Source organism: Bacillus sp. FSL R9-9497 (assembly GCF_038005805.1).
GTDB lineage: Bacteria > Bacillota > Bacilli > Bacillales > Bacillaceae_G > Bacillus_A > Bacillus_A cereus.
This window is the reverse complement of the sequence record NZ_JBBOTY010000001.1, coordinates 5,340,146-5,364,234: the sequence shown is the minus strand read 5'-3', so window position 1 is coordinate 5,364,234 and position 24,089 is coordinate 5,340,146. Positions and strand designations below refer to the sequence as shown.

Here is a 24,089-nt window from a genome sequence, read left to right as displayed (position 1 = left end):
TGGAATATGTATGAAAAATACGTTTTCTCGTTTATTTGGCTTTGGAGATAAAGAGAGCGAATTCGAATTACAAGACGAAAGCCATGAAGAGATAGATAAAAAGGTATATGAAGAAATACAAGAAATTCCGATAGTAAATATTACCCCTAACCGTTATCAACCAAGAACAGTTTTTGATGATGCGCGTATTGATGAGCTAGCATTAACAATTCGTACACATGGACTTATTCAGCCGATTGTTGTAAGGCAATATGAGGATGATAAGTACGAGATTATTGCTGGAGAAAGACGTTTTCGCGCAGCAACAAAGTTAGGTTGGGAAAAGGTTCCTGCAATTATAAAGAACTTAAATGATACAGAGACAGCTTCTGTAGCTTTAATTGAAAACTTGCAACGTGAGGAACTAACGGCAATCGAGGAAGCTGTGGCATATCAAAAGCTGATTGAGTTACATAATTTAACACAAGAAGCATTGGCACAACGACTTGGAAAAGGACAATCTACAATCGCAAATAAGTTGCGATTGTTAAAGTTGCCTGAAGAAATAAAAAGTGCATTATTAGAAAAAAGCATTACAGAACGTCACGCCCGCGCTCTCATTCCTTTAAAAAATGAGGAATTACAACTGAAGGTTTTACAGGAAATTGTGGAGAAACAACTAAATGTAAAGCAAACAGAAGAACGAATTGCGAAGCTACTAGAGGAAGCGAAACCGAAGCGTAAGGCAAAGCAAAAAGCAGTAAGTCGAGATACGAGGATTGCTATGAATACAATTAGACAATCTTTACAAATGGTTACTGAAAGTGGTTTGAATGTTAATTCTGAGGAAGAAGAATTTGATGAGTACTATCAAATTACAATTAAAATTCCAAAGAAAAAATAATAATGACGTGCTAGAGACCTTATCCTATTGGAGAGGTCTCTTTTACTATATTTTCTTGTTAAATGAAGAAGGAGTTTAGAAATAAATTTTGAAGTTTAATAAAGGACGTAAAAGAAAAAGTTTTATTTCATGTTACAATAAACGTAATTGTTACTAGAATAAGATAGAAAGGTTGAAAGTAGGTGACATCATGGGAAAAATCATTGCTATTGCTAATCAAAAAGGCGGTGTTGGAAAAACAACAACATCTGTTAATTTAGGGGCTGGATTGGCACAAGTAGGTAAAAAAGTCCTTCTTGTAGATATTGATGCTCAAGGAAATGCAACGACTGGTGTGGGAATTGAAAAATCTGAATTAGATCAATGTATTTACAACGTTCTTGTGGAAGATGCAGATGTTCAAGGGGTTATACAGAAAACCGCAACTGAAAACTTAGATGTTCTACCCGCTACAATTCAATTAGCTGGTGCTGAAATTGAATTGGTACCGACTATTTCCCGGGAAGTACGTTTGCAAAGAGCATTACAGCCAGTTCGTGATGAATATGACTATATTATTATCGACTGTCCCCCATCTTTAGGGTTATTAACGATTAATGCATTAACAGCAGCAGATTCTGTTATTATTCCTGTACAGTGTGAATATTACGCACTAGAAGGGTTAAGTCAGCTATTAAATACAGTTCGACTTGTACAAAAACATTTAAATAAAAATTTAGCAATTCAAGGTGTATTGTTAACAATGTTGGATGCCCGTACAAATTTAGGAATCCAAGTTATAGATGAAGTGAAAAAGTATTTTAGGGATAAAGTATATCGCTCGATTATTCCGCGTAATGTACGCTTGAGCGAGGCTCCAAGTCATGGGAAACCTATTATGCAGTATGACGCTAAATCAAGAGGAGCAGAAGTATATATAGATTTAGCAGAGGAAGTGATTGCAGGTGGCTAAAGGATTAGGAAGAGGAATTAATGTGTTTTTTCCTGATTTAGATGTGAAAGAAGAGGAAACAATTCAGGAGATTCTTGTAACTGAATTAAGGCCGAATCCATATCAACCGCGTAAACACTTTAATAAAGAGGCGATTCAGGAATTAGCAATTTCGATTAAGGAACACGGTATTTTACAACCATTAATTGCTAGGAAGAGTATTAAAGGATATGAAATTGTTGCAGGTGAAAGACGATTTCGTGCTGCAAAAGAGGCTGGTTTAGAAAAAGTACCTGCCGTTGTCAGACAATTAACTGAACAGCAAATGATGGAATTTGCTTTGTTAGAAAACTTACAACGAGAAGATTTAAATCCTATGGAAGAGGCAATGGCATACCAGATGTTAATGAATGAGCTAAATGTAACGCAAGAACAATTAGCGAAACGTCTTGGTAAAAGCAGACCTTACATTGCAAATTATACTAGGTTATTAAGCCTACCTTCTTTCGTACAAGATATGATTGCAAATGGTCAACTTTCAATGGCTCATGGGAGAACTTTACTTACGATAAAAGATGAAGAACAATTGAAGTCCTTATTGAAACGCATTGAAAAAGAAGGATTAAATGTTCGTCAATTAGAGAAAATTGTCCAAGAGATTAATCAACACGTTTCACGTGAAACAAAAAAAGTGAAAAAAGAGCGAAATATATTTTTCGTAGAACGTGAAACGTTCTTAAGAGAAAAGTTTGGCACAGATGTGAAAATTAAAGAGACGAAAAAAGAAAAAGGTAAAATTGAAATTGAATTTTTTAATAAAGAAGATTTAAATCGTATTTTAGAACTATTAGCACAGAAAAATTAAAAAGCAAACCATCTTATTATTTATAGATGGTTTGCTTTTTTTAATGCGGATAATTTTTGATCCGTCTCTTTTATACTTTGTGCGATTACATCAGCCATTTTCATGACTAAACTTAATCTTGTATTTTGAAGAACGAAAAACTCCATAAACCCATTTAGATTGACGATACCGTGTATGTGCAAATCACCAACTGCAGGTAATTTCTTATTCATAGCAGCTCCAGGTTTACTAGGCCCCTTTCCAGTAGTGATTGATCCGATATTTTGGGACTTTCCTAAACATGCATCAACAGCAATTATAAATGCAGTAGGATTTTCTTTCTGTATATTATGAATTTTCTCTTCTAAATTTAGCGCATGTACTGGCTCATCTAGTGTACCGAATACTTGGAGGTTTTGGATGTCTATTTGTTCAAGTTTTGTACCAACTAACGGGCCGAGTGCATCACCTGTAGAGCGATCTGTTCCGATACAAACGAGAATGATTGGGATATTAGTTTTAATAGGAATATGGGTAAGTAAGAAATTACTGATTATCTCAGAGGCTTCTAGATCTTGGTGCATAACGTTTTGAGTTTCTTTCTCAAAAAATGGTAAGCGAAAACTTCCAATATTCATGAAGCACCCATCCTTTTAATAAATTTTCAATATATGTTATATGGTGAGGAAAATGGAAAGTTATAATTGCGTAATTTTTGCAAAATGTGAATGAAAACGGAAATAATAGTACTAGTATATATATATTCGTTCCATTTTATACCTGGATATCGGGGATAAAATAGGATTAAAATCATAAAATTTTTTCAGCAATTAGGGGACTTCTGATACAATAATAAGGGTAACTAAAAAGAAATTTTAGCTAGAGAGGTAGAGGTACATGGATTTATTAGCGAAGTGGTTTAATTCTATGAAACAGTATTTATTAGATGCTGATCGTTGGGCTCATATTGGAGTTGCGACATTAAAAATATGCATTATTTTAATAATTGGTGCGGTTGTTGTGCGAATTGCAAGAGCGGTTGTACGAAATGCGTTTCGTATGGGAAGTCGTTCTCCAATTCAAATTTCAGAACGTCGTACAGTTACAGTAGCGAAATTACTTGAAAATATTGTAGCGTACGTTGTTATGTTCATTATGCTAATTGCGATTTTAGGTGTGTTTGATATTAATGCATCAGGTTTATTAGCGGGTGCTGGGGTAATTGGTTTAGCAGTCGGATTTGGTGCTCAAAGTTTAGTGAAAGACGTTATTACAGGTTTATTTATTTTGTTAGAAGATCAGTTTTCAGTTGGCGATTATGTTAAAATCGGTCAATTTGAAGGAGTCGTTTTAGAAATTGGACTTCGTACAACGAAAGTAAAGAGTTGGACAGGTGAAATTCATACTTTACCAAATGGAAGTATTATTCAAGTTACTAACTACTCAGTTAGTAATAGTGTAGCGTTTGTTGATGTATCTATTTCATATGAGGCTGATATTGCGAAAGCAGAGCAGGTTATTGAAGATTTATTAGTAGAATTACCTTCAAAGTACGAAAAAATGGTAACAACGCCTCAATTATTAGGTGTGCAAACATTAGCTGCATCAGAAGTTATATTACGTGTTATTGCTGAAGTAGAACCGATGCAACATGCAGTTATTGCAAGGGCACTTCGTAAAGAGATTAAAAATCGTCTTGATTTACATGGAATTGAAATTCCATATCCGCGTATGGTTTTATATAATCGTGAAGAATTAGTTAGTGGAAAAGCAATTTAGTATGGAGAGGAGTTTGGAGAGTGGAGCAAAAGGAATATAACTTGTATGATGTTGTGGAAATGAAGAAAGCCCATCCATGTGGCGAGAATCGTTGGAAAATTATTCGTATGGGAATGGATATCCGCATTAAGTGCGAGGGGTGTGACCATTCAGTAATGATTCCTCGAAGAGAGTTTGATCGTAAGGTGAAAAAAATACTTGTGAAGCACGAAGAATAGAGGGAGAGTAACAGTTACAGTAGGTAACTGTTACTTTTTTTCGTTTGGCGGAAACTTGTCATTTTTTTCGTTACTATCTATAATGATGAAAGATTGAGACATAGGAGTGAAAAATATGGGATTAACGGCTGGGATTGTTGGATTACCTAACGTAGGGAAGTCCACTTTATTTAATGCAATTACACAAGCAGGAGCAGAATCTGCGAACTATCCATTCTGTACAATTGATCCAAACGTAGGGATTGTAGAAGTACCAGATGAGCGTTTAAATAAATTAACGGAACTAGTAGAACCGAAAAAGACTGTTCCGACTGTATTCGAGTTTACTGATATTGCAGGTATCGTAAAAGGTGCTAGTAAAGGTGAAGGTTTAGGAAATAAATTCTTATCTCACATTCGTCAAGTAGATGCAATTTGCCAAGTTGTTCGTTGTTTTGAAGACGAAAATATTACGCACGTTTCAGGGAAAGTAGATCCAATTGATGATATTGAAACAATCAATTTAGAGCTAATTTTAGCGGACTTAGAGTCTGTTGATAAGCGTATCGAGCGTGTCGCGAAATTAGCAAGACAAAAAGATAAAGAAGCGGTATATGAGCATGAAATTTTAGTTCGTTTAAAAGAAGCTTTTGAAGAGGGAAAACCAGCTCGTACTGTTGAATTTACAGAAGAGCAGATGAAGATTGTTAAAGGCCTTCATTTACTTACAACAAAAGAAATGTTATACGTAGCGAATGTAAGTGAAGACGATGTTATCGATCCTTCGGAAAATAAATACGTACAAATGGTAAAAGAATTTGCAGCAAATGAAAATTCTCAAGTAATCGTTGTATGTGCAAAAATCGAATCAGAAATTGCTGAATTAGACGAAGAAGAGAAAAAAGTATTCCTTGAAGAATTAGGAATTGAAGAGTCTGGTTTAGATCAATTAATTCGTGCAGCATATGACCTATTAGGACTTGCTACTTACTTTACAGCTGGCGTTCAAGAAGTACGTGCTTGGACATTTAAACAAGGAATGAAGGCACCACAATGTGCTGGTGTTATTCATACAGACTTTGAGCGTGGATTTATTCGTGCAGAAACAGTTTCTTACGATGACTTAATGACAAACGGTTCTATGACAGCTGCAAAAGAAGCTGGAAAAGTACGTTTAGAAGGAAAAGAATATATCGTAAAAGACGGAGATGTTATGCACTTCCGTTTTAACGTTTAATTTAATATTTCCTAGGAAAAATAAAGATATGAGCTTGGCAAATATATTATATGTTTGCCAAGTTTTTTATGTATTGGTGAGTTGATTCATATAACTTACTATGATATAATCTAAACTCGTGAGTAATTACTATAAATTAATTGCTCCTTGCCCATTACGGGCCGTTTAGACCAAAAGGAGGTGAAAGTGTAATGAGAAAGTACGAAATTATGTACATCATTCGTCCTGGCGTTGAAGAAGAAGCTCAAAAAGCTTTAGTTGAACGTTTTGCAGGTGTTTTAACAAACAATGGTGCAGAAATCATTAACACGAAAGAGTGGGGTAAGCGTCGTTTAGCTTACGAAATCAACGACTTACGTGAAGGTTTCTACATGATCTTAAACGTGAAATCTAACGCAGAAGCGATTAACGAATTCGACCGTTTAGCTAAGATCAACGAAGACATCCTTCGTCATATCGTTGTTAAAGAAGAAGAAAAATAATTGATATATAAGGGAGAGTGGTTCGATTGATGAATCGTGTTATCCTCGTTGGTCGTTTAACTAAGGACCCTGACTTACGTTACACGCCCAATGGTGTTGCAGTAGCTACTTTTACGTTAGCTGTGAATCGCGCATTTGCCAATCAACAAGGTGAGCGTGAAGCTGACTTTATTAATTGTGTAATATGGCGTAAACAAGCAGAAAACGTAGCAAATTATTTGAAAAAAGGTAGCTTAGCAGGCGTAGATGGACGTCTTCAAACTCGTAATTACGAGGGACAAGATGGTAAACGTGTATACGTAACAGAAGTTCTTGCGGAAAGCGTGCAATTTTTAGAGCCGCGTAATGGCGGTGGGGAGCAACGTGGTTCATTTAATCAGCAACCATCAGGAGCTGGTTTCGGTAACCAAGGCTCTAACCCATTTGGTCAATCTAGTAATTCAGGTAACCAAGGTAACTCTGGATTTACGAAGAATGACGATCCATTTTCAAATGTAGGTCAACCGATCGACATTTCCGACGACGATTTACCGTTCTAATACAGTAAATTTGTTAGTTTTAACAAAGAATGGAGGGAAATAGACATGGCAGGACGCAAAGGTGGACGTGCGAAACGTCGTAAGGTGTGTTTCTTCACAGCTAACGGCATCACTCGCATTGACTATAAAGATGTTGATTTATTAAAACGTTTCGTTTCTGAGCGTGGTAAAATTTTACCTCGTCGTGTAACAGGAACAAGCGCGAAATACCAACGCAAACTTACAGTTGCAATTAAACGTGCTCGTCAAATGGCACTTTTACCATATGTTGGTGAATAATAGCGTATGAAATGCACAGTAGAGTCGGACTCTACTGTGCATTTTGCTATGCTTTTCTTTTTTGAAAGAGAGGTTAAAATGTGAAACAAGCAAGATTTATTACTGAAGGTGCCGCGTTGTTGGCTATATATGTAATGTTATTGTTTATATCTATGTATGTTCCGATTTTGGGTACAGTTGTAACTTTTGCGTTGCCGTTACCATTTATACTATTAATGATAAGACATAAACTATCTAATGTGCTCGTGGTTTTTGTAGCGGCACTTTTTGTTACTATTATTGTGAGTCAACCGATGAATTTAGTGAAGACAATTATGTTTGGATTGATAGGGATTGTTTTAGGATATATGTATAAAACAAGAAAAAAGCCAGTGGAAATCTTAATAGCTGGGACGCTTGCGTACTTAATTGGTTTTGTACTTATTTATGTTGCGAGTATAAAGTTTTTCAACATAGATATAATGAAGCAAATGCAAAGTATATTTAGTGAAAGTATGGCGAAAAGCGAAAAGATAGTAAGTGCTACAGGTATGCCGATTAGTAAGGAACAAAAAGAGTTACTTGCACAAATGAATGATATATTACAATCGTTACTTCCGAGTATACTTGTGCTAGTTTCAGTATGTTTTTCTTGGATTACAGTGATAATATCAGGTAGTGTTTTGAAAAAGTTAAAACATGACGTTATATCTTGGCCTAAATTTAAAGATATACAATTACCAAAGAGTATCATTTGGTATTACGTTATATTTATTTTGTTAGCAACTTTTATAAAAGTAGAACCAACATCATATTTACATATGGTATTTTCTAACCTAAATGTCATATTTGCACTATTGCTTGTACTGCAAGGTCTGACATTTATCGCCTTTTTAGCGTATAGAAAAGGTTTTACTAAAGGGGTTCCTATTATTAGTTTTATTGCATGCATGTTTATTCCGATGCTGTTTCCTCTTGTGACAATCTTAGGTATAATTGACTTAGGGATTTCATTGCGTTCTAAAATAGGGGGATAAAATAATATTCCTTATACTATTTTAATCTGTTTAACTAACTGGAAGGTGAGTTAGTTTTACTTTATAGGAGTTGTATACATGCCTGAATTTGATAAGAAACAGTGGTTTTTATATCCTGTTTATGTATTGGCATTTTTTGTATTTGTGCTCATTTCAATTCTCTGTTATTTTCATTTAATTATGGGGATAGCTGCTTTTGTCATTTTTTGTATCGTATTCTTTATCGTTATACGATTTGAACTTAATTTTCAAAGGAATTTCGAAAAGCATACGACAGATATGATTACAAGAGTAAAGAAAGTAAGTAATGAAGCATTTAACCAAATGCCGATTGGTATTTTGTTATACAATAAGGATTATGGGATTGATTGGGCAAATCCTTATTTATCTTCATGTCTGGGACAGCATGCATTAGCTGGATGGCACCTTTACGATGTATCAGAAACATTACTTCTTTTCATTAAAGGAGAAACTTCTGATGATATAGTCTCTTTAAATAATCGAAAGTTTCGCGTTTTTGTAAGGAAAGAAGAAAAGTTAATTTATTTCTTTGATGTAACGGAACAAACAGAAATCGAAAAGATGTACGAGGATCAAAGGACTGTTTTAGCTGTCATCTATTTGGATAATTATGATGAAGTTACACAAGGATTAGATGATCAATTACGTACGAATATAACAAGTCTTGTGACATCGCGACTAAATGAATGGGCACTTAAGTATGGTGCGTATTTAAAACGTGCATCTTCAGAAAGATTCTTCGTTGTGCTAAATGAAAGTATTTTGACGCAGATGGAGAAAGGGAAATTTAGCATTTTAGATCAGGTGCGTGAAGAAACATCTAAAAGGAATATACCACTTACATTAAGTGTGGGTGTCGGATCAGGTGATTTACCTTTATCAGAGCTTGGAGCAATGGCTCAATCTGGTTTAGATCTTGCGCTTGGGCGTGGGGGAGACCAAGTAGCTATTAAACAAGCGACAGGTAAAGTTAAGTTCTATGGAGGTAAGACAAATCCGGTTGAAAAACGTACCCGTGTACGCGCTAGGGTCATTTCGCATGCGTTAAAGGATTTAGTATTAGAAAGTAGTAATGTCATTATTATGGGGCATAGGGCTCCCGATATGGACGCAATTGGTGCTGCGATTGGTATTTTAAAAGTGGCTCAATTAAATGAGCGTAAAGGATATATTGTGTTAGATGAAAATGATTCCGATAAAGGAATTAAGCGTTTGATGGACAAAGTGAAACAAAATGAGGAGTTATGGTCTCGTTTTATTACTCCAGAGCAAGCGATGGAATTTGCAAATGATGATTCGTTACTTGTTGTTGTCGATACGCATAAACCTTCGATGGTGATGGAGCAAAAACTGTTACATAAAATTGAAAATGTAGTAGTTATTGATCATCATCGCCGTGGAGAAGATTTTATTGAAGACCCATTGCTAGTTTATATGGAACCATATGCTTCTTCAACAGCAGAATTGGTTACAGAATTACTTGAGTATCAACCTAAAAATTTAAAGATGACAATGTTAGAAGCGACGGCATTGTTAGCGGGTATTATTGTCGACACGAAAAGTTTCACATTCCGGACAGGGGCTCGTACATTTGATGCTGCTTCTTATTTACGCTCACATGGTGCAGATACTGTACTTGTACAAGAACTTTTAAAGGAAGATATGGATCAGTATTTACGGGTTGCAAAAGCTATAAAAAATGCGTACATTTATAAAAATGGAATTGCGATTGCTAAAGTTGATAGTGATGATTACTACGATCAAGTGCTTATTGCGCAATCGGCAGACACGTTATTAACGATGACAGGGATTATTGCATCATTTGTTGTTGCGAAACGTGGCGAGAATCTCATTGGAATTAGCAGCAGGTCTTTAGGTGAAGTGAATGTGCAGCTAATTATGGAAAACTTAGGCGGTGGCGGGCATTTGACGAATGCAGCCACACAGATGAAAAATGTTACAGTAGATGAAGCTGAGGAGAAGCTTCGATTTGTTATTGATGACTATTTACAGGGAGGCACACAATCATGAAAGTAATTTTTCTAAAAGACGTAAAAGGTAAAGGTAAAAAAGGAGAAGTAAAAAACGTACCGGATGGCTATGCAAATAACTTCTTACTAAAACAAGGATTAGCTGCTGAAGCAACAAATAGCAGTATGAAAACTTTAGAAGCTCAAAAGCGTAAAGAAGAAAAAGATGCAGCAGCAGAGCTTGAAAATGCAAAAGAGTTAAAAGAGACTTTAGAGAAATTAACTGTAGAATTAAAGGCGAAATCTGGAGAAGGTGGCCGTTTATTTGGTTCTATCACAAGCAAACAAATCGTGGATGCAATGCAAAAATCACACAAGATTAAGCTTGATAAACGTAAATTTGAAATGGACGATGCAATCCGCGCGTTAGGTTATACAAACGTTACTGTGAAATTGCATCCACAAGTAACAGCAACAGTAAAAGTTCATGTTAGTGAACAATAAAAATAAATTAAGCAAGGAGGATTGCGTATGAGTGATGTACTTGCTGATCGTACCCCTCCGCATAATATAGAGGCTGAGCAGGCGGTTTTAGGGGCCGTATTGATTGATCAAGATGCGTTAACTTCAGCATCAGAGTTATTGGTACCTGATTCGTTCTATCGAACGAAACATCAAAAGATTTTTGAAGTCATGCTTGGGCTATCTGATAAGGGAGAGCCGATCGACTTAATAATGATGACATCAGCAATGGCTGATCAAGGATTATTAGAAGAAGTTGGTGGGGTTTCTTACTTAGCGGAGTTAGCAGAGGTTGTGCCAACTGCAGCTAACGTAGAATATTACGCACGCATCATCGCTGAAAAGGCGCTTTTACGTCGTTTAATTCGCACGGCGACTCATATTGTATCGGATGGATATGAGAGAGAAGATGATGTGGATGGTCTTTTAAATGAGGCTGAGAAAAAAATATTAGAAGTATCCCATCAAACGAATGCAAAAGCATTCCAAAACATTAAAGATGTTCTTGTAGATGCTTATGACAAAATTGAACTTTTGCATAATCAAAAGGGTGAAGTTACTGGGATACCAACTGGGTTTACTGAATTAGATAAGATGACAGCAGGTTTCCAACGAAATGATTTAATTATCGTGGCAGCACGTCCATCAGTAGGGAAAACGGCATTTTCATTAAATATCGCACAAAACGTAGCGACGAAAACGGATGAAAATGTAGCGATTTTTAGTTTAGAGATGGGTGCTGATCAGCTTGTTATGCGTATGCTTTGTGCAGAAGGGAATATTGATGCACAAAGACTTCGTACTGGTTCATTAACTTCCGATGATTGGGCAAAATTAACAATGGCAATGGGGAGTCTCTCAAATGCTGGTATATATATTGATGATACGCCAGGTATTAAAGTAAATGAGATTCGAGCAAAATGTCGTAGATTAAAGCAAGAACAAGGTCTTGGTATGATTTTGATCGACTATTTGCAGCTTATTCAAGGAAGTGGGAAATCAGGAGAAAACCGTCAGCAGGAAGTATCTGAGATTTCTCGTACCTTAAAAGGGATTGCACGTGAATTGCAAGTGCCTGTTATTGCTTTATCACAGTTATCTCGTGGTGTAGAATCTCGTCAAGATAAACGCCCGATGATGTCTGATATTCGTGAATCTGGAAGTATTGAGCAGGATGCTGATATTGTAGCTTTCCTATATCGTGAAGACTACTATGATCGAGAAACGGAAAATAAAAATACAATTGAAATTATTATTGCAAAACAGCGTAACGGTCCAGTAGGTTCAGTGGAACTTGCATTCGTCAAAGAGTTCAATAAGTTCGTTAACTTAGAACGTCGTTTTGAGGATGGACATGCTCCGCCGGCATAAAGGCAGTATAAAAAAGAAACACATTTCTTATAATAAGATGTGTTTCTTTTTTTTTATAAGAAAGATAAGGCTTTCATAAGTTAAATATATAATTCTTACGAACGAAAAAGTTTTTTTATGAAAAAATGTTCGCTTTTCGGTTGACTTCTTTTTCGGTTTTGGTACAATTATATTGTTTGAATAGATCGTTTGAAAATTGCGGAGGTGCTTTAATAATGTCTTCAGTAGTAGTTGTAGGAACACAATGGGGCGACGAAGGAAAAGGTAAAATCACTGATTTTCTTTCTGAGCATGCGGAAGTAGTTGCAAGATATCAAGGTGGAAATAACGCGGGACATACAATTGTTTTCGGCGGAGTTAAATATAAATTACACTTAATTCCATCTGGTATTTTCTATAAAGAGAAAATTTGTGTAATCGGAAACGGATTAGTAGTAGATCCAAAAGCATTACTTGAAGAGTTAAAATACTTACACGATCGTGGTGTAAGTACTGATAATTTACGTGTAAGTAACCGTGCACATGTTATTTTACCTTACCACTTAAAGCAAGATGAGTTAGAAGAAGCAAGTAAAGGTGATAACAAAATCGGTACAACGAAAAAAGGTATCGGTCCTGCATATATGGATAAAGCTGCTCGTATTGGTATTCGTATGGCTGATCTTTTAGACCGTGAAGCATTTAAAGAGAAGCTTGAGCGCAATTTAGTAGAAAAAAATCGTTTATTTGAAAAAATGTACGATACAGAAGGTTTCACTGTAGAAGAAATTTTCGAAGAGTACTTCGAGTACGGGCAACAAATCGCGCAATATGTATGTGATACATCTGTTGTATTAAATGATGCATTAGATAATAATCACCGTGTATTATTTGAAGGTGCGCAAGGTGTTATGCTTGATATTGACCACGGTACGTACCCGTTCGTTACATCTTCTAACCCAATTGCTGGTGGTGTAACAGTTGGAACTGGAGTTGGTCCTGCGAAAGTTACTCGCGTTGTAGGTGTATGTAAAGCATATACAAGCCGCGTTGGTGATGGTCCATTCCCTACTGAGCTTCATGATGAAATTGGTCATCAAATTCGTGAAGTTGGTCGCGAGTATGGAACGACAACTGGTCGTCCACGCCGCGTAGGTTGGTTCGATAGCGTTGTTGTAAGACATGCACGTCGTGTTAGTGGTTTAACGGATCTATCATTAAATTCTATCGACGTTTTAACAGGTATTCCAACTCTTAAAATTTGTGTTGCTTACAAATACAATGGTGAAGTTATTGATGAAGTTCCAGCTAACTTAAACATTTTAGCAAAATGTGAGCCTGTATATGAAGAGCTTCCAGGTTGGGAAGAAGATATTACTGGTGTAAAATCATTAGATGAACTTCCTGAAAATGCACGAAAATACGTAGAACGTGTTTCTGAGTTAACAGGAATTCAAATATCTATGTTCTCAGTTGGACCAGATCGTAACCAAACAAATATTGTTCGTAACGTATACGAAGCTTAATTAATAGTGTTTAGAAAAAACTCATGTCCGCATGAGTTTTTTCTTATTCTTTTATAAAAAAACGAAAAAAGTATTGCAATAAATACAGAATACATGTTATGATACATCTTGTCGTCACGAAAATATGACGTTGGTGAGTATGAGCCATTAGCTCAGTTGGTAGAGCATCTGACTTTTAATCAGAGGGTCGAAGGTTCGAGTCCTTCATGGCTCACCATTTTATTTTTCGTGGCCCGTTGGTCAAGTGGTTAAGACACCGCCCTTTCACGGCGGTAACACGGGTTCGAATCCCGTACGGGTCATGTTTTTTTTTGCTTATTTTTGGTCCCGTGGTGTAGTGGTTAACATGCCTGCCTGTCACGCAGGAGATCGCCGGTTCGACCCCGGTCGGGACCGCCACTTTTGTTTATACCACCATTAGTGGTTTTATATATAGTTTTGGCTCGGTAGCTCAGTCGGTAGAGCAGAGGACTGAAAATCCTCGTGTCGGCGGTTCGATTCCGTCCCGAGCCACTCTCAGGATATTAAGTGGGCCCACTTAATATCCTTTTTATTTATGTAATTTTACAAAACTGAGTAGTTATTTTAAAATAGAACGAGGAGCCTCTAGCAGTTGAAGCTAGAGGTTTTTCTATAGATCGTATAGGATGCCGTGTAAAAGTGGATCATACATGAGTCTATGAGAATAGAGGAGAAAATACTTAAACAAAGGATGCGGTCATATAGGACATACTATGTAAACATCAATATGTTTAGGGATTATTGACCATATTTTTATAAGGAGGAAATAGACGATGATGGGAAAGAAAATTTTAGTAGTTGATGATGAAAAGCCGATTGCAGATATTTTGAAGTTTAACTTAGAAAAAGAAGGTTTTGAAATAGTAATGGCGCATGATGGTGATGAAGCAATTGAAAAGGCTAATGAAGAGCAACCAGATATGGTTTTATTAGATATTATGCTACCAGGTAAAGACGGCTTAGAGGTTTGCCGTGAAATACGTAAAAGCTCAGAAATGCCGATTATTATGCTTACAGCAAAGGACTCTGAGATTGATAAAGTATTAGGGCTTGAGCTTGGGGCAGATGATTATGTAACGAAGCCATTTAGTACAAGGGAATTACTTGCTCGTGTGAAGGCGAATTTACGCCGCCATCAACAAGGTGGTGCTGCGGAAAAAGAAGAAAATACAGAAATGGTTATTGGACCAATTGTGATTAATCCAAATGCATATAGTGTAACGAAGCGCGAGGAAAATATCGAGCTTACACATCGTGAATTTGAGTTGCTACATTATTTAGCGAAACATTTAGGACAAGTTATGACACGCGAACATTTATTACAAACAGTTTGGGGTTATGACTATTTTGGAGATGTGCGCACAGTAGACGTTACAGTACGTCGTTTGCGTGAAAAAATTGAAGATAATCCAAGCCATCCTACTTTAATTGTAACTAGACGTGGAGTAGGGTATTACTTGCGTGACCCAGAGCAGGAATAGTATATGAAGAAAGTTGGTTTTTTTCAATCTATTCATTTAAAATTTGTGCTTATATATATGCTATTAATATTAATAGCGATGCAAGTTATTGGAGTATATTTCGTAAGGGAATTAGAGAAGAGCTTAGTACAAGGTTTTAGGGATTCTTTAACGCAGCAAACAAACTTATTATCATATAATTTGAAGCAAGAGTTTAAAAAAAGTTATACAAAAGCAGAAACAGAGTCAACAGATGAAACGATTAAAACTTCAATTCGAAAATTTGCCTCTGATCAGAAGAAAGTTATACAAGAGGTAAGTGTATTTGATTCGCACAGAAAGTTACTGGCTATTTCAGATGAATCAAAGCAGAATAAGGTGAATCGAACATCAACTGATATAGCTGTTCAGCGAGTGTTAGTACAAAAAAAGCCAGAAGTGAAAATTGAGAAGGATGGTAGTACAGGTCATCGTGTTCAAGTTATGCTTACTCCGATTCTAGATGATAACGGTAAGGATGCGCTTGGTGTTATTTACATTGTGGCATCTATGGAAGATGTATATAAACAAATGAAGGATATAAATCAAATTTTTGCTACGGGAACAGTAATTGCTTTATTAGTAACGGCCGTACTTGGGATTTTATTGGCTCAAACAATTACAAGACCAATTTCAGATATGCGGAGACAAGCAATCGAAATGGCAAAAGGAAATTATTCCAGAAAAGTAAAAGTGCATAGCCATGATGAAATTGGACAACTGGCATTATCCTTCAATAATTTATCGAAAAAATTACAACAAGCTCGTTCTTCTACAGAAAGTGAAAGGCGTAAATTATCATCTGTTTTATCACATATGACAGATGGAGTAATTGCTACTGATCGAAAAGGGGATATTATTTTACTAAATGACCCTGCGGAAAAGATGTTAAATGTTTCTCGTGAAACAGCGCTCGATCAATCTGTTTTAGAGGTATTAGGGATACAGGAAGAATTTACGCTCGATCATTTATATGAAGAGCCAGATTCTGTTTTATTAGATTTTAGTACGAGAAACGAACCATATATTTTACGTGCTAGTTTCTCTGTTATTCAAAAAGAAACAGGGAAGGCAAACGGCTTAATTGCTGTACTATATGATGTAACAGAGCAGGAACGTATAGAACGGGAACGCCGTGAGTTTGTGGCAAATGTCTCTCATGAATTAAGGACGCCATTAACGACGATGCGCAGTTATTTAGAGGCACTTACAGATGGAGCATGGCAGGATCCAAATATTGCACCACAATTTTTAACGGTTACACAAGAAGAAACAGAAAGAATGATTAGACTTGTAAATGCGTTGTTACAGCTATCTAAACTGGATAGTACAGAGCATCGTTTAATGAAAGAATGGGTCGACTTTACTGATTTCTTTAATAATATTATTGATCGCTTTGAAATGTCTAAAGAGCAAAATGTAAGTTTCAAACGATCTTTCTCTAAGAAATCTAGATTTATTGATATGGATACTGACAAAATTACTCAAGTGCTGTATAACATTATTTCTAACGCATTAAAGTATTCACCAGAAGGTGGAACAGTAACATATCGTTTACGTGATCGCGGTGATTTATTAGAAATTAGTGTAAGTGACCAAGGAATGGGTATTCCAAAAGAAAACGTTGATAAAATCTTTGAACGTTTTTATCGCGTAGATAAAGCTCGTTCAAGACAAATGGGTGGTACGGGACTTGGATTAGCAATTGCAAAAGAAATGATTGAGGCACATGGTGGTTCTATTTGGGCGAAGAGTGAAGAAGGAAAAGGGACAACTATTTATTTCACGTTACCAATGGCAGCAGATGAAGAGGACGATTGGGAATGAGTATGGAAAACTTTAAAACAATAGTTTTAATTAACCTAGTTGTAATTAGCCTATTTCTTACTTTTAATTTATGGACGTATGTGCCAGATTCTACATCCATGCAAAACGCGAAATTTGTACAGGGGAATGAAGGAATGAACCAAACTAAAATTTCCGATGTTGTCCGTCCTACTTCTATCATCGTGCATAAAGATAAAAATCATTATGGGAGCAAAAGAGAGGCAGATATAGAATCAATCTATAAGCCTCTGGAAGTAGGGGAACTATATGATTTTAGAGAGATATCAATCACTAAGGGTGATTTCCTTTCATATGTGCATGGTGAAGGGAAAGTTGAACTTGTTTTCCCTACCGATATCCCATTTGATGCAGTTAAATCCATGTTTAACATGAAAGAGAAAAGTACAGGTAAGCCTAAACATTTTAATCGTATTCTCCTTGATCCTTCTAGAAGTAAGGATCAAGAAATTAAAATTAACTTTGTTTCTGATGGTGATAACTTTAAAATATACGAGGCAAAATTAAGTGGCTTGTATTTAAAAGATATTGTAAATGCCCAAAATCAATTTATAGTATCAGCAAAATCTTATTTTGATTATCAACTCAATGATATGAAAAAATTATTTTTACCAGATGGAACGACAGAGTTAAGCAATATAACATATATTTCATCTAATTTAGCAGTTGATACGTTTAAGAATGCTCTGTTTAGTGATCCTCGTTATTTAAGTCCGATTACCGAGATGTCGAAAGAAACATTTACAGATGGTATTAGATCCATGGAAATTGAAAACGATCGTCACATGCTAAAGTATAAAAACTCTTCTGTCTTAACTGAGAAAACGATAGATAATTTAATGCTTTTACAAAAAAGCTTTGAATTTGTAAGTGGTCACAGTGGGAGTTTGGATTCATATCGTTTGGACTATATGAATAAAGGAGAGACAGTATTTCGCTTAAATGAAGATGGATATCCAGTATTCAATGCAGATGGATTAGCGGAATTAAGACAAGTATGGGGATCAGAAGAAGTAATGGAATATGAAAGACCGTTGCTGTCTTTAAATACTAAAGGTATAGAACAGAAGGTTACTCTTCCGTCAGGGCATGTTGTAATAGCATCCCTAGAAAATAATCCAGAGATAAAGAAACAAGTAATTAAGGATATTGGCATTGGATACAAGTTATCACTAGATGGGCAAGTGGTTCGACTACAACCAATTTGGTATGTAAAGCTTGTTGAAGATGAAACAGGTAAACAGAAAATCTATGAGTGGAGTGAGGGAGGACTAAATGGATTGGGATCGGATTAAAACCATATTTATTGTGACCTTTTTTGTTTTGGACCTCTTTCTCATTTTCCAATTCATTCAAAAGCAAGATAGTAATCAATTGGAGCTTATTGCAGAAACAAAGATAGATCAAGAATTAAAAGCAAATAAAATTACGATGGGAAATATCCCTAAAGAACCGAAAAAAGAGTCATTTATTAGAGCGGAAAATAAAGCCTTTAAAGAAGAAGATATACAGTCTTTGAAAAATCAAACGGTGCATATACAAAATATGTACAAGATAGAAAGTAAGCTAAAAGAGCCTTTTTTAAATACGAAATCATTATCAAAAGATAAGTATAATGAATTTTTGAAGAACTATGTATTGGATGGACAAAAGTATGAATTTGGAGCGGTGAAAGACTCTAAAATTTATTTCTTCCAAAAATATAAAGATAAGCCTATTTTCTATAATAATCAGGCGATGATTGTTGTGGAATTAAATGAAAAAAATGAACTTGTTTCATATACGCAGACAATGCTAACTGATTTAAAAGAAATGGGCGAAGGTGAAAAAACGAAAGAGCAAGAAATTATTACGGCTCAAACAGCTTTAGAAAATTTGTATTTAAAAAATAAAATTCATGGAAATACGCATGTTAAAGAAGCGCAAATTGGTTATGCCACTCTTACCGCATCTACTTCTAATAACCAAGTACTTGCTCCAACGTGGAATTTAAAAACGGAGCAGAAGCAGGACTTCTTTGTGAATGCAATTGAAGGACAAGTTATGGAATTAGGAGAAAAGGAAAATCAAGTGGTTGATGAACATACTGGAGTGAGAAAGAATGGGGTTGCATTTTAGCGTACTTGCAAGTGGAAGTACAGGAAATATGCTATACGTAGGAACCGATGAAAAAAAATTACTAGTCGACGCAGGTTTAAGTGGTAAAGCAACAGAGGCTTTATTTAAACAAGCAGAACTAAATATAAATGATGTATCAGGTATTCTTGTAACGCATGAGCATAGTGATCATATTAAAGGATTAGGTGTATTGGCACGTAAATATGATTTACCTGTTTATGCGAATGAGAAAACATGGAATGCAATGGAACATTTAATAGGAAATATCCCAACTGAACAAAAGTTTATTTTCTCAGTTGGTGATGTGAAAACATTTGGTGATATTGAAGTCGAGTCATTTGGAGTTTCTCATGATGCGGCAGAACCGATGTTTTATGCTTTCCATAACAATAATAGGAAATTAGCGCTTATTACAGATACGGGATACGTAAGTGACCGTATGAAGGGCGTTATTAAGGGAGCTAATGCTTTTGTATTTGAAAGTAATCATGATGTAGAAATGCTTCGTATGGGACGTTATCCATGGAGCATTAAACGACGTATTTTAAGTGACGTTGGGCATGTTTGTAATGAGGATGCTGCATTAGCGATGGCAGATGTAATTACAGATGAGACAAAGCATATTTATTTAGCCCATTTAAGCTTAGATAATAACATGAAAGAACTAGCGCGTATGTCAGTATCACAAGTACTAGAGGAAAAAGGATTTGGAGTGGGTGAATCCTTTGAAATTCACGATACAGATCCAAAAATGCCTACAAAAATTCAATACGTATAATTCTTCATTTTAGTAAACAATAAAGGTGAATATAGTTGTTTTCAGGAAGATAGGTGAACAAATATGTCCTTTATTGATGAAGAAAGTTATCGTATGAAACGTGCAGGAAAAAAGAAGCACAAAGGTATAGTTCTTTCGAGTATAGCGGGAACAATTGTAGGAGCTTCTTTATTTGCGTTTGGAGCGCCTTTATTTTCGAATTCTGCTGATACGCTTCCGCAAGCTGAAGCAAGCGGAAGTAATATGGCTGAAGCTCAAGGGATTAAACAGATTAGCTTTGTAGATGCTGTTGATCGTGCATCTGAAGCTGTTGTGGGTGTTATTAACATTCAACGAGATAATTTTTCAGAGGCAGATTCAGAGGCCGGTACAGGATCAGGAGTAATTTATAAAAAGACAGATGGTCAAGCTTATATTGTAACGAATAATCATGTTGTAGCTGGAGCAAATCGTATTGAAGTAAGTCTAAGTGATGGTAAGAAGGTTCCTGGAAAAGTATTAGGAACCGATGTAGTCACAGATTTAGCTGTATTAGAAATAGATGCAAAGCATGTGAAAAAAATAATTGAAATTGGCGATTCTAATACTGTTCGCAGAGGAGAACCAGTTATTGCGATTGGAAACCCACTTGGACTGCAATTTTCTGGAACAGTTACACAAGGTATTATTTCAGCTAATGAACGTATTGTCCCTGTAGATTTAGATCAAGATGGACATTATGATTGGCAAGTAGAAGTGTTACAAACAGATGCAGCGATTAATCCGGGGAATAGTGGTGGTGCGCTTGTAAATGCAGCAGGACAATTAATTGGTATTAATTCAATGAAAATTGCTGCAAAAGAAGTAGAAGGAATCGGCCTTGCTATTCCGGTGACTAGAGCTGTTCCGATTATGAATGAACTTGAGAAGTATGGAAAAGTAAGAAGACCGTATGTTGGGATTGAACTTAGGTCATTAAATGAAATCCCAAACTATTATTGGTCAAAAACATTACATTTACCAGGTACTGTAACAGAGGGCGTTTGTATTTTGGATGTGAAAAGTCCTTCGCCAGGTGCGGATGCTGGTTTAAGAGAACATGATGTTATTGTGGCAGTAGATGGAAAACCAATTCGCGATATTATTGGATTCCGTACGGCCTTATATGATAAGGAAATTAATGATAAAATGACTCTTACGTTTTATCGTGGTACAAAAAGAGTAACAACAACAGTGAAATTAGGCATTCAAAAGTATTAAAAACAGGAGGGCCTACCTCCTGTTTTCTATTGTAGAAAAGTGAGGTGTAGAAAATGAATTTACCTTGTTGTTTAGAACATGTTGAATTAGCGTTAGATATTATTGTGGATGAGTGTGAAGTTGCACCAGTTATCAACAATGTGGATAACTCGGGAAAAGAGAAAAAAACATGTGAATTTTGTCAAAATGAGGCGACATATGTTGTATCGAACACAGATTCTCACACAATATGTGGGTAGTATTTGTGGATATGTGGATAAGTTTTGTGGATAACATGTTTGTAAGGTGGAGGATACGTGTGAATATCTCGATTATTTCAATTGGGAAATTAAAAGAAAAATATTTGAAACAAGGTATAGCAGAATACTTAAAACGATTATCTGCATACGCAAAAGTAGAAGTAATTGAATTACCTGATGAAAAGGCGCCAGAAAATTTAAGTGAAGCAGAAATGTTAATTGTAAAGGAAAAAGAAGGTATACGTATACTCGATAAAATTTCTGATGACACGCATGTGATTGCATTAGCTATAGAAGGAAAGCAAAAGTCATCAGAAGAATTTGCGGTAAGTCTAGATCGCCTTGCTACATACGGAAAGAGTAAAGTCGCATTTGTAATTGGTGGATCACTTGGACTAAGCTCAGAAGTGATGAAGCGTTCAAATGAATCACTTTCTTTTTCAAAGATGACATTACCACACCAATTAATGCGATTAGTGTTGCTTGAGCAAGTCTATAGAGCGTTTCGGATTAATCGTGGAGAACCGTATCATAAGTAATGTATTCTATGTAAAACACTGATATTATCATATTTATTTTATTATGCCTATAATTGGAGGCTATGTGAATGGTAAGTGATCAGACGAGATATTCTAGACTCGCAAATATAACAAAAATAATAAATACGAAATTAGAACTACGTGACGTAGTGCAGCGTGTGACAATGGCGATATCAGAGGAAATTGTTAGGTGCGATGCTGTTGGAATTTATTTACCCCAGGAAGATGGAACATTTAGAGGGTTTGCAGGAAAACCAGAGACTATAAATGGCGTAACGCTCGATACTCAAGTAATTGATCCTGAAATAGACTTACTGGCAAAAGAGGTTATTGAAACGAAAAAAACCATCTATATTCCTGATACCTCAAAGGATCATCGACCAGATCCGAGACCGGTTAATGCATTCAAAATTAAGTCCTTATTAGCTTTGCCTATCTCATTTGGGCAAGAGTTATTTGGTCTAGTTTTTTTATTTGATTATGGAATTCCGATGAACTTAACAGATTCAGAAATTCAAAGTGTTGAAGCTTATGTAAATATGGCTGCGGTTGCAATTCAAAACACAAATAATTTAAAACAAAAGGAAAACCTTATTGCTGAGAAGCAGCTGTTACTAAATGTTACACGTGATTTATCAATGTGTTCCTCGATACAGGAGAGTTTTGATAAATGCTTTTTTTACCTAGAACAGATTTTAGAGAGTAAAAATATGACTGCCCATCTTCTAGATCCGCTAGATAAAACAACAATTAAAACAACGAAATTAAGTAAGGGCTGTCATTGGACAGAAGCGGATTGGACAGAGAAAAGCTATGAAGCCAAGATTCAAGAAGTTATTCAAACAAAAAATATAGATAGTAAGGGTCTATTGATGATTCCATTGGTTTCAATTGGAGAAGTATTAGGGGTAATCGTCGTTGGCAAAGAAGGAAAAGCTCACAATTATGATCATTCTCAACTTCAACTAGCAAAATCTATCGTTGATGCCACAGCCCCTACGTTTTCGAATTTGTCATATATGGATCAACTAGAAAGCATAGTGGAAGAGCGAACGAGAGAGCTAGCTGCTGCTAATGAAAAAGTTACAAGTGTGATTGAATGTATTACGGATGGATTTTTTATTTTAAATAATAAATGGGAATTTACGTACGTAAATAAGCACCAATATTTTCCGCAAAGAAAAACAGCAAAAGATGTATTAGGAAAGAATATATGGGATGTTTTCCCTAGTGAAATCGACACAGTTATGTATAAGGAATTTCATCGTGCGATGTCAGAGCGAACTACAGTTCATTTCGAATTTCTTTCTACTGCAGATGAATATTGGCACGAAGTTATTGCATACCCGTATGATGATGGTATTTGTTGTATTTTTAAAAACATAACGGAAAAAAAGAAATATGAACAGGAATTGAAAAGATTATCCAACATAGATTTAATAGGGCAAATGGCAGCAGGTATCAGCCATGAAATTAGAAATCCAATGACAACAGTACTAGGATTTTTACAGTTATTAAAAGAAGAGAATACCTATGAGAAACATAATAAATACTTTCATTTAATGATTGAAGAACTTAACCGTGCCAATTCTATTATTACTGAATTTCTCTCAATGGGTAATACAAGGAAATCGGATTTGCAGATGTTAGATTTAAATTCAATTATCCGCGATATTATTCCTTTAATAAAGATTGATACGTACAATCAAAATAAATATATTCAAGTCGATACAAATGACATTCCAGAATTACTTTTAAATCGTAATGAAATACGGCAATTATTAATGAATCTATATCGTAATGGCTTAGAAGCGATGAATACAGGGAAAGTTCTAACCATTAGCACTTCTTACAAGGAAGGTCAAAATTGTGTGGTGCTTGCAGTGCGGGATCAAGGAAAAGGTATCAGGCCTGAAGTATTAGAGAAACTGGGTACGCCGTTTTACACGACCAAAGATAATGGAACTGGATTGGGGTTAGGTGTATGTTATGCCATTGCTGCCCGCCATAATGCAAAAATAGAAATTCAAACAGGATCGGAAGGCACTACCTTTTTTGTTAAATTTAATTATGAAAATAATAAAAAATAACCTTATTTAGAATAGTTACGATGAACCGTATCATAAATAAATTTATTCTTTGCATATAAAAGGATAAAAAGACCATTGGACAAAAATTACCGATGGTCTTTTAAATATTATTAGATGGTATGTAGATTTCCTAAAATAAGTATGT

24 protein-coding genes and 4 tRNA genes are annotated in these 24,089 nt (G+C 35.7%); 27 read left to right on the top strand and 1 reads right to left on the bottom strand.

Features of this window, described 5'->3' with window-relative positions; all coding sequences use genetic code 11:
• The first annotated feature begins 10 nt into the window (after window positions 1-10).
• The 3 genes from noc to spo0J all read left to right on the top strand — a co-directional run bounded on the left by noc (window position 11) and on the right by spo0J (window position 2,679).
• Window positions 11-883, top strand: coding sequence for a nucleoid occlusion protein (gene noc, locus MKY21_RS27690; protein WP_000799016.1), 873 nt, complete (start codon window positions 11-13; stop codon window positions 881-883).
• 190 nt (window positions 884-1,073) lie between these two features.
• The gene (gene soj / locus MKY21_RS27685; protein ID WP_000516114.1) at window positions 1,074-1,835 is read left to right on the top strand and encodes a sporulation initiation inhibitor protein Soj; all 762 of its coding nucleotides are present in this window, start codon (window positions 1,074-1,076) and stop codon (window positions 1,833-1,835) included.
• Window positions 1,828-2,679, top strand: a complete 852-nt coding sequence (gene spo0J, locus MKY21_RS27680) for a stage 0 sporulation protein Spo0J (RefSeq protein ID WP_001051832.1) — start codon at window positions 1,828-1,830, stop codon at window positions 2,677-2,679. The genes soj and spo0J overlap by 8 nt, the downstream gene beginning before the upstream one ends.
• A 20-nt stretch (window positions 2,680-2,699) precedes the next feature.
• On the opposite strand, the gene yyaC is transcribed toward spo0J, so the two are convergent.
• Window positions 2,700-3,296: a spore protease YyaC gene (gene yyaC / locus MKY21_RS27675; protein WP_001020707.1), complete on the bottom strand. Its 597-nt coding sequence runs from the start codon at window positions 3,294-3,296 to the stop codon at window positions 2,700-2,702.
• 259 nt (window positions 3,297-3,555) lie between these two features.
• On the opposite strand from yyaC, the gene MKY21_RS27670 reads away from it, so the two are divergent.
• The 24 genes from MKY21_RS27670 (at window position 3,556) to MKY21_RS27555 (ending at window position 23,944) form a co-directional block, all read left to right on the top strand.
• Window positions 3,556-4,437 (top strand): mechanosensitive ion channel family protein, encoded by an 882-nt coding sequence (locus MKY21_RS27670; protein ID WP_000364809.1) that lies wholly within the window; start codon window positions 3,556-3,558, stop codon window positions 4,435-4,437.
• Window positions 4,438-4,457: 20 nt separating this feature from the next.
• Window positions 4,458-4,655: a DUF951 domain-containing protein gene (locus MKY21_RS27665; protein ID WP_000435485.1), complete on the top strand. Its 198-nt coding sequence runs from the start codon at window positions 4,458-4,460 to the stop codon at window positions 4,653-4,655.
• Window positions 4,656-4,770: 115 nt separating this feature from the next.
• A complete protein-coding gene (gene ychF, locus MKY21_RS27660; protein ID WP_000524667.1) occupies window positions 4,771-5,871 on the top strand; it encodes a redox-regulated ATPase YchF in 1,101 nt (366 codons plus the stop codon).
• Between the two features lie 191 nt (window positions 5,872-6,062).
• Window positions 6,063-6,353 carry a 30S ribosomal protein S6 gene (gene rpsF / locus MKY21_RS27655; RefSeq protein ID WP_001233778.1) on the top strand — a complete coding sequence of 97 codons (291 nt, stop codon included), beginning with the start codon at window positions 6,063-6,065 and terminating at the stop codon, window positions 6,351-6,353.
• A 26-nt stretch (window positions 6,354-6,379) separates the two neighbouring features.
• Complete coding sequence (gene ssb / locus MKY21_RS27650; RefSeq protein WP_000981966.1) at window positions 6,380-6,892, top strand: single-stranded DNA-binding protein; 513 nt, start codon at window positions 6,380-6,382, stop codon at window positions 6,890-6,892.
• A gap of 45 nt (window positions 6,893-6,937) precedes the next feature.
• Window positions 6,938-7,171 carry a 30S ribosomal protein S18 gene (rpsR, locus tag MKY21_RS27645; RefSeq protein WP_000918873.1) on the top strand — a complete coding sequence of 78 codons (234 nt, stop codon included), beginning with the start codon at window positions 6,938-6,940 and terminating at the stop codon, window positions 7,169-7,171.
• A gap of 80 nt (window positions 7,172-7,251) precedes the next feature.
• Window positions 7,252-8,187 (top strand): YybS family protein, encoded by a 936-nt coding sequence (locus MKY21_RS27640; RefSeq protein WP_000806427.1) that lies wholly within the window; start codon window positions 7,252-7,254, stop codon window positions 8,185-8,187.
• Between the two features lie 78 nt (window positions 8,188-8,265).
• Complete coding sequence (locus MKY21_RS27635) at window positions 8,266-10,239, top strand: DHH family phosphoesterase (protein ID WP_001113787.1); 1,974 nt, start codon at window positions 8,266-8,268, stop codon at window positions 10,237-10,239.
• Window positions 10,236-10,682: a 50S ribosomal protein L9 gene (rplI, locus tag MKY21_RS27630; protein ID WP_000864228.1), complete on the top strand. Its 447-nt coding sequence runs from the start codon at window positions 10,236-10,238 to the stop codon at window positions 10,680-10,682. Before MKY21_RS27635 ends, rplI begins: the two co-directional genes overlap by 4 nt.
• Window positions 10,683-10,709: 27 nt before the next feature.
• Entirely contained in the window at window positions 10,710-12,071 is a 1,362-nt protein-coding gene (gene dnaB / locus MKY21_RS27625; RefSeq protein ID WP_001286149.1) for a replicative DNA helicase, read from the top strand.
• A gap of 215 nt (window positions 12,072-12,286) precedes the next feature.
• Window positions 12,287-13,576, top strand: coding sequence for an adenylosuccinate synthase (locus tag MKY21_RS27620; RefSeq protein WP_000100238.1), 1,290 nt, complete (start codon window positions 12,287-12,289; stop codon window positions 13,574-13,576).
• Window positions 13,577-13,717: 141 nt separating this feature from the next.
• Window positions 13,718-13,793: transfer RNA gene (locus MKY21_RS27615), tRNA-Lys, on the top strand.
• Between the two features lie 13 nt (window positions 13,794-13,806).
• Window positions 13,807-13,878, top strand: a tRNA-Glu gene (locus MKY21_RS27610).
• A 21-nt stretch (window positions 13,879-13,899) separates the two neighbouring features.
• A tRNA-Asp gene (locus tag MKY21_RS27605) sits at window positions 13,900-13,975 on the top strand.
• A 41-nt stretch (window positions 13,976-14,016) separates the two neighbouring features.
• A tRNA-Phe gene (locus MKY21_RS27600) sits at window positions 14,017-14,089 on the top strand.
• A gap of 281 nt (window positions 14,090-14,370) precedes the next feature.
• Window positions 14,371-15,078, top strand: coding sequence for a cell wall metabolism DNA-binding response regulator WalR (walR, locus tag MKY21_RS27595; protein WP_000971865.1), 708 nt, complete (start codon window positions 14,371-14,373; stop codon window positions 15,076-15,078).
• Window positions 15,079-15,081: 3 nt separating this feature from the next.
• A complete protein-coding gene (gene walK / locus MKY21_RS27590) occupies window positions 15,082-16,923 on the top strand; it encodes a cell wall metabolism sensor histidine kinase WalK (protein ID WP_000755367.1) in 1,842 nt (613 codons plus the stop codon).
• Window positions 16,920-18,236 (top strand): YycH family regulatory protein, encoded by a 1,317-nt coding sequence (locus MKY21_RS27585; protein WP_168409468.1) that lies wholly within the window; start codon window positions 16,920-16,922, stop codon window positions 18,234-18,236. Before walK ends, MKY21_RS27585 begins: the two co-directional genes overlap by 4 nt.
• A complete protein-coding gene (locus MKY21_RS27580; RefSeq protein WP_000383740.1) occupies window positions 18,217-19,059 on the top strand; it encodes a two-component system regulatory protein YycI in 843 nt (280 codons plus the stop codon). Before MKY21_RS27585 ends, MKY21_RS27580 begins: the two co-directional genes overlap by 20 nt.
• On the top strand, window positions 19,043-19,837 hold the full coding sequence (locus MKY21_RS27575; RefSeq protein WP_000522837.1) for an MBL fold metallo-hydrolase: 795 nt from the start codon (window positions 19,043-19,045) through the stop codon (window positions 19,835-19,837). The genes MKY21_RS27580 and MKY21_RS27575 overlap by 17 nt, the downstream gene beginning before the upstream one ends.
• Before the next feature lie 63 nt (window positions 19,838-19,900).
• Complete coding sequence (locus tag MKY21_RS27570; protein WP_000008042.1) at window positions 19,901-21,076, top strand: S1C family serine protease; 1,176 nt, start codon at window positions 19,901-19,903, stop codon at window positions 21,074-21,076.
• 53 nt (window positions 21,077-21,129) lie between these two features.
• Window positions 21,130-21,315 (top strand): CxxH/CxxC protein, encoded by a 186-nt coding sequence (locus MKY21_RS27565; RefSeq protein WP_001052831.1) that lies wholly within the window; start codon window positions 21,130-21,132, stop codon window positions 21,313-21,315.
• Between the two features lie 59 nt (window positions 21,316-21,374).
• Window positions 21,375-21,854, top strand: coding sequence for a 23S rRNA (pseudouridine(1915)-N(3))-methyltransferase RlmH (gene rlmH / locus MKY21_RS27560; RefSeq protein ID WP_001027003.1), 480 nt, complete (start codon window positions 21,375-21,377; stop codon window positions 21,852-21,854).
• 68 nt (window positions 21,855-21,922) lie between these two features.
• Entirely contained in the window at window positions 21,923-23,944 is a 2,022-nt protein-coding gene (locus MKY21_RS27555) for a GAF domain-containing sensor histidine kinase (protein WP_341077877.1), read from the top strand.
• Window positions 23,945-24,089 lie beyond the last annotated feature (145 nt).